12 protein-coding genes are annotated in these 9,663 nt (G+C 66.4%); 8 read left to right on the plus strand and 4 right to left on the minus strand.

Features of this window, described 5'->3' with window-relative positions:
• Positions 1–79 precede the first annotated feature (79 nt).
• From aroA to D2V17_RS06850, 5 genes are all read left to right on the plus strand, one after another.
• On the plus strand, positions 80–1,378 hold the full coding sequence (aroA, locus tag D2V17_RS06830; protein ID WP_245978579.1) for a 3-phosphoshikimate 1-carboxyvinyltransferase: 1,299 nt from the start codon (positions 80–82) through the stop codon (positions 1,376–1,378).
• Positions 1,375–1,629 (plus strand): CBU_0592 family membrane protein, encoded by a 255-nt coding sequence (locus D2V17_RS06835; protein ID WP_119592339.1) that lies wholly within the window; start codon positions 1,375–1,377, stop codon positions 1,627–1,629. Before aroA ends, D2V17_RS06835 begins: the two co-directional genes overlap by 4 nt.
• The gene (locus D2V17_RS06840; RefSeq protein WP_119592340.1) at positions 1,626–2,261 is read left to right on the plus strand and encodes a (d)CMP kinase; all 636 of its coding nucleotides are present in this window, start codon (positions 1,626–1,628) and stop codon (positions 2,259–2,261) included. The genes D2V17_RS06835 and D2V17_RS06840 overlap by 4 nt, the downstream gene beginning before the upstream one ends.
• Positions 2,262–2,351: 90 nt before the next feature.
• Positions 2,352–2,780, plus strand: coding sequence for a nuclear transport factor 2 family protein (locus D2V17_RS06845; RefSeq protein ID WP_191229111.1), 429 nt, complete (start codon positions 2,352–2,354; stop codon positions 2,778–2,780).
• A gap of 90 nt (positions 2,781–2,870) precedes the next feature.
• Positions 2,871–3,701 carry a 23S rRNA (adenine(2030)-N(6))-methyltransferase RlmJ gene (locus tag D2V17_RS06850; RefSeq protein WP_119592341.1) on the plus strand — a complete coding sequence of 277 codons (831 nt, stop codon included), beginning with the start codon at positions 2,871–2,873 and terminating at the stop codon, positions 3,699–3,701.
• Between the two features lie 152 nt (positions 3,702–3,853).
• On the opposite strand, the gene D2V17_RS06855 is transcribed toward D2V17_RS06850, so the two are convergent.
• Positions 3,854–4,372 (minus strand): Mpo1 family 2-hydroxy fatty acid dioxygenase, encoded by a 519-nt coding sequence (locus D2V17_RS06855; RefSeq protein WP_119592342.1) that lies wholly within the window; start codon positions 4,370–4,372, stop codon positions 3,854–3,856.
• Positions 4,373–4,791: 419 nt separating this feature from the next.
• Here D2V17_RS06855 and rpsA point away from each other — a divergent pair, with 419 nt between their 5' ends.
• The 3 genes from rpsA to gloB all read left to right on the plus strand — a co-directional run bounded on the left by rpsA (position 4,792) and on the right by gloB (position 7,771).
• Positions 4,792–6,495 carry a 30S ribosomal protein S1 gene (gene rpsA, locus D2V17_RS06860; RefSeq protein ID WP_119592343.1) on the plus strand — a complete coding sequence of 568 codons (1,704 nt, stop codon included), beginning with the start codon at positions 4,792–4,794 and terminating at the stop codon, positions 6,493–6,495.
• Positions 6,496–6,608: 113 nt separating this feature from the next.
• Positions 6,609–7,016, plus strand: coding sequence for a GFA family protein (locus D2V17_RS06865; RefSeq protein WP_119592344.1), 408 nt, complete (start codon positions 6,609–6,611; stop codon positions 7,014–7,016).
• Entirely contained in the window at positions 7,013–7,771 is a 759-nt protein-coding gene (gloB, locus tag D2V17_RS06870) for a hydroxyacylglutathione hydrolase (protein WP_119592345.1), read from the plus strand. The genes D2V17_RS06865 and gloB overlap by 4 nt, the downstream gene beginning before the upstream one ends.
• Positions 7,772–7,789: 18 nt before the next feature.
• Here gloB and D2V17_RS06875 read toward each other — a convergent pair whose 3' ends face one another.
• From D2V17_RS06875 to D2V17_RS06885, 3 genes are all read right to left on the minus strand, one after another.
• Complete coding sequence (locus D2V17_RS06875) at positions 7,790–8,404, minus strand: NAD(P)-dependent oxidoreductase (protein ID WP_119592346.1); 615 nt, start codon at positions 8,402–8,404, stop codon at positions 7,790–7,792.
• Between the two features lie 124 nt (positions 8,405–8,528).
• The gene (locus D2V17_RS06880; RefSeq protein WP_119592347.1) at positions 8,529–9,101 is read right to left on the minus strand and encodes a F0F1 ATP synthase subunit B family protein; all 573 of its coding nucleotides are present in this window, start codon (positions 9,099–9,101) and stop codon (positions 8,529–8,531) included.
• Positions 9,094–9,588 carry a F0F1 ATP synthase subunit B family protein gene (locus D2V17_RS06885; RefSeq protein ID WP_119592348.1) on the minus strand — a complete coding sequence of 165 codons (495 nt, stop codon included), beginning with the start codon at positions 9,586–9,588 and terminating at the stop codon, positions 9,094–9,096. The genes D2V17_RS06880 and D2V17_RS06885 overlap by 8 nt, the downstream gene beginning before the upstream one ends.
• Positions 9,589–9,663: the final 75 nt, after the last annotated feature.

Genomic DNA, 9,663 nt, shown 5'->3' on the forward strand with positions numbered 1-9,663 from the left:
GCGGCGCGCAATTCGCCGTAATTTGTGCAGGATCATTACCATTTCAAGCTCAGCCGCTCCCAGCCCGCACCGCTTCACCATGTCAGGCCCGCTTACCGGCGCGATCCGCGTTCCGGGCGACAAGTCGATCAGCCACCGCTCGCTGATGCTCGGCGCGCTGGCCGTGGGCGAAACCCGCGTCACCGGCCTGCTCGAAGGCGAGGACGTGCTCGCCACCGCCGTCGCCATGCGGTCGATGGGTGCCGAGATCACCCGTGAGGACAGCGGGACCTGGTCTATCCACGGCGTCGGCGTCGGCTCGCTGCTGCAACCGGATGTGGCCATCGAGATGGGCAACTCGGGCACCTCGACCCGGCTGCTAATGGGCGTGATCGCCAGCCACGCCATCTCCGCCGTGTTCACCGGCGATGCCAGCCTGTCGAGGCGACCGATGGGCCGCGTGATCGAGCCGCTCTCGATGATGGGCGCGCAGTTCGAGACCTCGCCGGGAGGCACCCTCCCCCTGCGGCTTCAGGGAGCCTGCCCTGCCGTGCCGATCGAATACCGCGTGCCCGTCGCCAGCGCGCAGGTGAAGAGCGCGGTGCTGCTGGCCGGGCTCAACACCGCCGGGATCACCCGCGTGATCGAACCGGTGATGACCCGCGACCATTCCGAGCGCATGCTGCGCGGCTTCGGCGCCGAGCTGACCGTCGAGGAAGTGAACGGCGAACGCGTGATCGAGATTCGCGGCGAGGCGACGCTCCAGCCGCAGACCATCGAGGTGCCGGGTGATCCCTCGTCCGCCGCCTTCTTCGTGGTCGCCGCGCTGCTCACCGAGGGCAGCGACCTCGTTATCGAGAATGTCGGCCTCAACCCCACCCGCGCCGCTTTGCTCGGCGTGCTGCGGCAGATGGGCGGCTCCATCGAGGAGCTGAACCGGCGCAATGTCGGCGGCGAACCGGTGGCCGACCTGCGCGTGCGCCACTCGGCGCTCACCGGCATCGAGGTCGATCCGGCAGTCGCCCCGAGCATGATCGACGAGTTCCCCGTACTGTTCGTCGCCGCGGCGCTGGCCAAGGGCACCACCCGCACCAGCGGCCTCGACGAGCTGCGCGTGAAGGAAAGCGACCGCCTCTCGGCCATGGCCACAGCGCTGACGCTGGCCGGTGCGCAGGTGGAGGAGGCGGAAGACGGCCTCACCATCCACGGCAGCGGCGGTGAGCCGCTCCCCGGCACGGCTGAGGATGCGGCGGTGACGACCCACCTCGACCACCGCATCGCCATGAGCATGGCGGTGGCAGGGCTGGCCTCGCGCAAGGGCGTGCTGGTCGACGACACCGCCCCCATTGCCACCAGCTTCCCGACCTTCCGGGCGCTGCTGGAAGAGGCCGCCGCGTGAGTGCACTCGACGCCTATGCCTATGTCGGCTTTGGCGGCACTGCCTGCATCATCGCCGCCTATTTCTATTTGACGGCGAGCAATGCGCCCAACCCGTTTCTGGTCCACGGCACCAATCTGGCCGGGGCGGCGTTGCTGACGGTATCGCTGGTCAAGCACACCAACTGGCCCAGCCTCGTGCTCGAAGGGTTCTGGGCGGCCATCGCGATCTGGGGCCTCACCAAGGCCGTCAGGAAGGGAAAACGCGCATGATCATCGCCGTCGATGGCCCGACCGCCTCGGGCAAGGGCACCGTGTCCAAGGCGCTCGCCGCGCACTTTGGCCTGCCGCATCTCGATACCGGGCTGCTCTACCGCGCGGTTGGCTATCAGGTCTCGCTCAATGGCGGCGAGGCCGACAACCCCGAGGACGCGCTGGCCGCCACCACCTTCCCCGATGACCTGCTCGACGAACCCGAGCTGCGCAGCGAGGAAGTCGGCGGGCTGGCAAGCCGCGTCTCGGTCCACCCGGCCGTGCGCGCGGCGCTGTTCGAGCGCCAGCGCGCCTTTGCCACCCAGCCCGGCGGCGCGGTGCTCGACGGGCGCGATATCGGCACGGTGATTGCGCCCGAGGCCGAGGTAAAGCTGTTCATCACCGCCAGCGTAACCGCGCGGGCCAAGCGCCGCTGGCTCGAAATGACGGGCCGCGAGATCGACATTTCGCTCGACGAGATCGAAGCGCAGATCGCCCGGCGCGACATGCGCGATCGCAGCCGCGAGGATGCCCCCTTGCGCGCGGCGGAAGGGGCGGTGGTGATCGACACCAGCGCCATGAACAAGGACGAGTCGATTGCCGCCGCGATTGCCGCCGTCAATGAGGCGACCGGGCAGACCCCCTGCGCGTGATCTTCCGGCCCCGTCTGCGGGCTGCACAAAGAGCCGATGACCGCGCCGCGCGTGCTTGTCTCCCGGCTCGCCAGACCATAGGTGGGCGCGATGACAGAAACCAACCTGAGCGCGCGTCGGCGCGAGATCGTCCGCCAGTATTTCCGCTATGTCGATGCAGGCGACGGCCGCATCATGGACCTCTACACCGACGATGTAGAGCTGCTGTTCCCCAAGTTCGGCCGGACACGCGGGAAAGAGGCGATGCGCAGGTTCGGCGCGCGAATGGGGGCCATGCTCGGGAAGCTGGAGCATGACATCGACGCACTGGCCTTTGTCGAAGCCGGCGATACGATCGTCGTCGAGGGCCGCGAGTGGGGCGAAATGGCCGACGGCACGCCCTTTCCCGACGGCGACATTTCCCAGGGCCTGTTTTGCAACGTCTTCGAGTTCGAGGGCGAGCTGATCAAGGCGGTGCGGGTCTATGTGGACCCGGATTTCACCAGCGCGGACCAATCGACGATCCGCGCCTTGCGCTGATCCTTGCCTGTCGCCCGCAATCTGCAATGGTCGCGCGAGCGGCGTCGCAGCTGGCCACACGAAAGCAGAGCGTCGGCATAGGGAATTGCCATGAACTACCGCCACTCGTTCCATGCCGGCAACAGCGCCGATGTCGTGAAGCACAGCCTGCTGATCGCGCTGGTGCAGGCCTTGCAGCTCAAGCAGAGCGCGCTGACCCTGATCGACACCCATGCCGGCTGCGGGCTTTATGACCTGCTCGGCGATCAGGCCCAGCGCACCGGCGAGGCGGCACAAGGCGTGCTGCGGGCCTGTGCCGATACAAACCCTTTGCTGGACGCCTATCGCGCCGCCGTAAGCGCGGTGAACGGCGGGGACGAGCCGCGCCTTTACCCCGGCTCTCCGCAGGTTCTGGCGCAGCTGCTGCGCCCGCAGGACGTGCTGGTCCTCAACGAAAAACACCCCGAGGACGCGCAGGCCCTGCGCGCCGCCATGCGCGGCACCCCCGCCGCCGTGCATCAGCGCGACGCCTATGAGCTGTGGCTGGCGCTGGTGCCGCCGCGCACCCCGCGCGGCGTGGTGGTGGTCGACCCGCCCTATGAGCAGACCGACGAGCGCGCGCGGATCACCGCCACCCTCGCCGCGGCGCACCGCAAGTGGGCGCACGGCGTGACGGTGATCTGGTATCCGCTGAAGGAGCGCGCCGTCCACGCGCGGTGGAAGGAGCAGCTCGGCAAGCTCGGCACTTCGAAATTTCTGTCGGTCGAGCACTGGCTGTACGACGAGGATCAGCCCGGCATTTACAACGGCGCGGGCCTGTTCATCGTCAACCCGCCCTATGCCTTCACGCAGGCGTTGCCGCCGATGCTGGAGGCCCTGCGCGCCGCGCTGGCGCCCGAGGGGCACCGGGGCACGCTTACGGCTGACTGGCTGAACGAATAGAATGGGCTGGCACGGCCGCCTGAAGCCGGGTGACCTGGCATCGAGGCGCAAGGCCCTTCCCCTGTGGGGAAGGGTTGGGGTGGGGGTTCCACGCCAGCCAGCGTCGAGCCCCCACCCCCAGCCCCTCCCCAAGGGGAGGGGAGCAAGCTGGATCAGGGTAATGACATCAGGCTCTGGCTCTCGCGCTCGATCTCGGCCTTAAGCTCCCCGCACAGGCCCAGCGCAAAGGCCGCCTCGGCAGTCACGAACAGCGGCCCGATCAATAGCGAGCGCAGGTCATCGAGGAAGGCCGGTTTGCGGCCCTCGAAATGATGGCCGAGGAACTGCAACGCCCATCCCAGCACAAACAGCCCGATCCCGCTGCCTAGCCACACGGCGGTATCCATTTGCGCGATCTCCAGCCCCAGTCGCGCCATGCCGATCAGCACCAGCGCCAGCGCTCCGCCCAGCAGCTTATCGAGCTTCAGATAATAGAGTGCCGCCGCTGCCGTGGCGATCACCGAGGGGGTCAGCGTGAAACCGGGCAGCTCCCACACCGGGCGCGACAGCAGGATCTCGACTGCCAGCACGATCATGGGAATGCCCAGCGCATGGGTTGCCACATTGCGCCGGGCGCGGTGGTATCGGCGGTAGCGCGCGAGGGCTTCGATCAAAGGAGCATGGTTCGTCATCGGCGCTTTCCTACATGGCCGGGCCGGTGGCAGGAAGCGCCCGTCATGCCAATACGCCTGCTCCCCCTTCCCTGCCATCAGCCGAAGCCCCGGCGCAAACGGACAAGGTTTTTCCGCTCAGGACACTGTCACACCTGTAACACCGTGGCCCCACCTATCCCAATTCACCGCCCTCAATCCAACAGCTTGAGTTCGCAGCCCCCAGTTCACCCGGCCCAATTCACTTGCCTTTTGCACCCGTTTCGCCTAGGGGCGCGTCCGTTCCGAAAGGCTTTGGCTCGAACGAACCCGTGCATGGCAACCGGCCTGTGCGGAAACGGCCCTCTTGCCCCGTTTGGCCCCGTAATCGTGCGGGAGACGGGTAAAGACCCCGGTAAAACCGGTGGCCGGTAGCAAATGTGAACAGGATAGAGACCACTATGGCATCAAGCGCCAATCCTACCCGCGACGATTTCGCCGCAATGCTCGATGAACAGCTCGGCGGCGCCGAGGGCGGCTTCGAAGGCCGCGTCGTCAAGGGCACCGTTACCAACATCGAAAATGGCATGGCCATCATCGACGTCGGCCTCAAGAGCGAAGGCCGCGTCGCCCTCAAGGAATTCGAACGTGGCGAAGGCGACCACGGCCTGACGGTCGGCTCGGAAGTCGAGGTCTTCGTTGACCGCGTCGAGAACGCCGACGGCGAAGCCATGCTCAGCCGCGACCGCGCCCGCCGCGAAGCCGCCTGGGACAAGCTGGAAAGCGAGTTCGGCGAAGGCAAGCGCGTCGATGGCCGCATCTTCGGCCGTGTGAAGGGCGGCTTCACCGTCGATCTCGACGGCGCCGTGGCCTTCCTGCCCGGTTCGCAGGTCGACATCCGCCCGGTGCGCGATGTCACCCCGCTGATGGAGATGACCCAGCCCTTCCAGATCCTCAAGATGGACCGTCGCCGCGGCAACATCGTCGTCTCGCGTCGCGCCGTGCTGGAAGAGACCCGCGCCGAACAGCGCAGCGAGCTGATCGACAAGCTGGCCGAGGGCCAGGTCGTCGACGGTGTGGTCAAGAACATCACCGACTACGGCGCCTTCGTGGACCTGGGCGGCATCGACGGCCTGCTCCACGTCACCGACATGAGCTACAAGCGCGTCAACCACCCGAGCGAGGTGATCGAGATCGGCCAGACCGTGACCGTCCAGATCATCCGCATCAACGCCGACACGCAGCGCATCAGCCTCGGCATGAAGCAGCTTGAAAGCGATCCGTGGGAAGGCGTTGGCGCCAAGTACCCGATCGGTGCCAAGATCACTGGTCAGGTCACCAACATCACCGAATACGGCGCCTTCGTGGAGCTGGAGCCGGGCATCGAAGGCCTGGTCCACGTTTCGGAAATGAGCTGGACCAAGAAGAACGTCCACCCCGGCAAGATCGTCTCGACCTCGCAGGAAGTCGACGTCATGGTGCTGGAAGTCGACAGCGAGAAGCGTCGCATCTCGCTCGGCCTCAAGCAGGCCCAGCGCAACCCGTGGGAAGAGTTCGCCGAATCGCACCCGGTTGGCTCGACCGTCACCGGCGAAGTCAAGAACGCCACCGAGTTCGGCCTGTTCATCGGCCTGCCCGGCGACGTGGACGGCATGGTTCACATGTCGGACATCGCCTGGGGCATCTCGGGCGAAGACGCGCTGGCGCTGCACCGCAAGGGTGAAGAGGTCCAGGCCGTGGTGCTCGATGTCGACGTCGACAAGGAGCGCATCAGCCTCGGCATGAAGCAGCTCGAGAAGGGCGCTCCCTCGGCGGAAGGTGTGGGCGACAGCTCGAACCTGCGTCGCGGCGAGACCGTGACCGTGACCGTGCTCGAAGTGCGCGATGGCGGCCTCGAAGTGCAGGTTGGCGAAGACGGCGCGACCGGCTTCATCAAGCGTTCGGACCTCGGCCGCGACCGCGACGAGCAGCGTCCCGACCGTTTCCAGGCCGGCCAGAAGGTCGATGCCATGGTCACCGGTTTCGACCGTTCGAAGAAGCCCAACTTCTCGATCAAGGCGCTGCAGATCGCCGAAGAGAAGGAAGCTGTGGCACAGTTCGGTTCGGCCGACTCGGGCGCCTCGCTGGGCGACATCCTCGGCGCCGCGCTGAAGAAGCAGGACTAATTGGGTTGCGCCCGGCCTTGCGGTCGGGCCTCTCATCGCACATTCAGGAAGGCCCGCTTGCCGTATGGCAGGCGGGCCTTTCCTACATCGGGCAAGGCTCCTAGACTGGGGCCATGCTAGCCCACTGCCAATGCGGCGTTCTTCAGGCCTCGGTCACTGACGACGCACAGCCCACCACGGTGCTGTGCCATTGTGACGACTGCCAAAGGCGCAGCGGCTCTCCCTTTGGCGTTATCGCCTACTTCGCCAAAGAGGCCGTCACCGTGAGCGGCGAGGCGCGCGAATACCGGCGCGGCTCTTACAGCGGCACTGCCCTCACCAACGGCTTCTGCCCGCATTGCGGCAGCACCGTCTATGTGTTGCTCGAAAAGGCCCCGGCGTTGATCGGTGTGCCCGTGGGCGCCTTTGCCGATCCCGCCTTCCCCGCTCCGGTGCGCGCGGTGTGGGAACAGCATCGCCATCCCTGGGTCAGCCTGCCCGATGGCATTCCAACCTTCGCACGAGGAACCGACGGCAAATGACACTCGAACTCCACCAGTTCCCCTGCCTGTCCGACAACTACGGCTATCTGCTGCATGACAGCGCCAGCGGCGAGACCACCTGCATCGATACGCCTGATGCCGAGACCTACCTGCGCGAGGCCGAGGCGAAAGGCTGGCGCATCACGCAGATCTGGAACACCCACTGGCACCCCGACCACGCGGGCGGCAACGCCGCGATCAAGGCCGCGACTGGCTGCACGATCTACGGCCCGCAGGAGGTGTCGGCGAAGTTCCCGCTCGACGTGGTGCTGGCTGGCGGTGACAGCGCGACGCTGGGCGGCAACACTGCGCAGGTCATCGACGTGGGCGGCCATACCAAGGGCCACATCGCCTACCACCTGCCCGAAGCGGGGCTCGCCTTCGTCGGCGATTCGCTGTTTGCGCTCGGCTGCGGGCGGATGTTCGAGGGTACTCCGGAGCAGTTCTGGGCCAGCCTCGAACGCCTGCGCGCCCTGCCCGCCGAGACCACCATCTGCTGCGCGCACGAGTACACGCAGGCGAACGCGGCCTTCGCGCTCCACGCCGACCCCGGCAACGATGCGCTGATGGACTATGCCCGCGAGATCGAAGCGAAGCGCGCAGCAGGCGAGCCGACCGTGCCCTTCCCGCTTGGTCGCGAGCTGGAGACCAACCCCTTCCTGCGCGCCGACGATCCCGACATGCAGGCCCACTGGGGCGGCGACAGCCCCGACGAGACCTTCGCCGCCATCAGGGCCGCGAAGGACTCGTTCTGAGATTGAACAACCGCCCGCTCAGTATCCCACGGTGAAGCGCGAGCGGCTGTGATTATGCGCTTCCAGTTCGTCGACCATGGCGATGGCATAGTCGGCATAGCTGATCTTGCTCTCGCCATTGGCGTCGACCACCAGTTCCTCGGTGCCGAGCCGGAAGCTGCCGGGACCCTGACGCTCGCCGACGAAGATCAGCATGGCGGGCGAGAAGAACGTCCAGTCAACCTCCTGCTCCTCGCGCAGCGCGTCGAGGAAGTGGATGCCGCCGATCACGAACGGCTTGATATTCTCGGGGAACTCGGGCGAATCGTAAAGCCGCACGCCGTCCGCGTTCTTGAGGCTGGCCGCGCCGCCCATCACCAGCAGGCGCGGAACGCCCGCCGCCTTGACTGCCGCCAGCAGATGCTCGGCGGTAACGTTGAAATGGAGCGCGCTGATGACCGCGTCGACGCCCTTGATGGCCTCCACGAGGGCATCGGTATTCTCAACGTCGCATTCCTTGGCGGTGATCCCGTCCGCTGCCGGAATGGCCTCAGGGTGGCGCGAGAGGCCAATTACCTCATGCCCACGCGCGGCCGCTTCCTTGGCAATCTCCGAGCCGCCCTTGCCGCTGGCTCCCAGTACCGCAATCTTCATCGTGTTCTCTCCCGAATAAGCGAATTTGCAGCATTGCTAGCCGTGCGGCCCCCATGAAGGAAAGCGCAAAAGAAAAACCCCCGCCGAAGCGAGGGTCTTCTTGGTCCGACAGAGCTTGCGCGGGTCAGATCGCGGCGATCGCCTGGTCAGCCAGCGCCTTGTCGGCAGCCGCATCGTGCCCCTCGGCGATGAGGCTTGCCGCAGCCCTGGTCGAGGCATCGGCGGCGCGTGCCTTCAGTTCGGCAATCGCCTGACGTTCGGCAGCGGCGATCTTGTCGGTCGCCATCTGCTCGCGGCGGGCGATGGCAGCTGCCGTGTCGGTCTCAGCCTTGGCGACAATCGCTTCGGCTTCCTGCCGGGCGCCCTCGAGCATAGCCTCAGCGTCCTTCTCGGCACCGGCGATCTTCGCGCTATACTCCGCACGCAGAGCTTCCGCCTCGGCGCGCAATTGCTTGGCCTCGTCGAGGTTCGCCTTGATCGCGGCGATCTTGGCATCGAGCCCGCCACCGATCGTCTTGAGCACGCCCTTCCAGATCAGCACGATCAGGAACACCAGCATCGCAAGGCCGACCCAGCCACCCGGCGCAAGGCCCAGCGCCATCGGTTCGGCATGCTCGACATGAGCGCCGTGACCTTCGGCCTCGAACACGGCGGGACTTTCGGTCTCGAAGACCTGGGGAGCTTCGGGATTAGCCATGGGCCATTGCTTTCTTCACTGCCCCGAGGGCAGCAGTCTGATCCACATTTACACCCGCCAGACGCGAAACGATGTCCTTGGCCGCATCGGCAGCCACAGCTTCGATTTCACCGGCCGCCGCATCGCGCGAGGCGGCAATGCGGGCTTCGGCTTGCGCCATGCGGGCATCGATCCCGACCTGCACTTCGGCCAAACGGGCTTCGGTGCTGGCCTGAGCCTTGGCCTTGGCCTCACCCACCAATGCCTGTGCCGAGGCACGGTTGGCATTTTCGCGGGTCCGCCAGGCTTCTTCCTCGGCATCGGCGGCATCGCGCGCAGCCTGTGCTGCAGCGAGGTCGTCGGCGATCTGCTTGTCGCGCAGGCCCACCGTGTCCATCACCTTGGGCACCATGCCCTTGCCGATCACGAAGAACAGGATGCCAAACACCAGCAGCAGCCAGAACAACTGACTGGCGAAGGTCTCGGACATCTGGGCTATCTGAGGCATGGACGGATTCCGGGTATGGTCTGGTGAGATGCGCTGGGTCGGTCAGGCCGGAAGCACCTTGCGGCGCGCCCGGCC

The organism is Aurantiacibacter xanthus, from assembly GCF_003584015.1.
Classification (GTDB): Bacteria; Pseudomonadota; Alphaproteobacteria; order Sphingomonadales; family Sphingomonadaceae; genus Alteraurantiacibacter; species Alteraurantiacibacter xanthus.

Bases quoted from the DNA above. Each gene is read 5' to 3' on its own strand.
- aroA (WP_245978579.1), top strand. From the start codon at position 80: ATGTCAGGCCCGCTTACCGGCGCGATCCGCGTTCCGGGCGACAAGTCG.
- D2V17_RS06840 (WP_119592340.1), top strand. From the start codon at position 1,626: ATGATCATCGCCGTCGATGGCCCGACCGCCTCGGGCAAGGGCACCGTG.
- D2V17_RS06885 (WP_119592348.1), bottom strand. From the start codon at position 9,588: ATGCCTCAGATAGCCCAGATGTCCGAGACCTTCGCCAGTCAGTTGTTC.
- rpsA (WP_119592343.1), top strand. From the start codon at position 4,792: ATGGCATCAAGCGCCAATCCTACCCGCGACGATTTCGCCGCAATGCTC.
- D2V17_RS06865 (WP_119592344.1), top strand. From the start codon at position 6,609: ATGCTAGCCCACTGCCAATGCGGCGTTCTTCAGGCCTCGGTCACTGAC.
- D2V17_RS06875 (WP_119592346.1), bottom strand. From the start codon at position 8,404: ATGAAGATTGCGGTACTGGGAGCCAGCGGCAAGGGCGGCTCGGAGATT.
- D2V17_RS06845 (WP_191229111.1), top strand. From the start codon at position 2,352: ATGACAGAAACCAACCTGAGCGCGCGTCGGCGCGAGATCGTCCGCCAG.
- D2V17_RS06855 (WP_119592342.1), bottom strand. From the start codon at position 4,372: ATGACGAACCATGCTCCTTTGATCGAAGCCCTCGCGCGCTACCGCCGA.
- D2V17_RS06850 (WP_119592341.1), top strand. From the start codon at position 2,871: ATGAACTACCGCCACTCGTTCCATGCCGGCAACAGCGCCGATGTCGTG.
- gloB (WP_119592345.1), top strand. From the start codon at position 7,013: ATGACACTCGAACTCCACCAGTTCCCCTGCCTGTCCGACAACTACGGC.
- D2V17_RS06880 (WP_119592347.1), bottom strand. From the start codon at position 9,101: ATGGCTAATCCCGAAGCTCCCCAGGTCTTCGAGACCGAAAGTCCCGCC.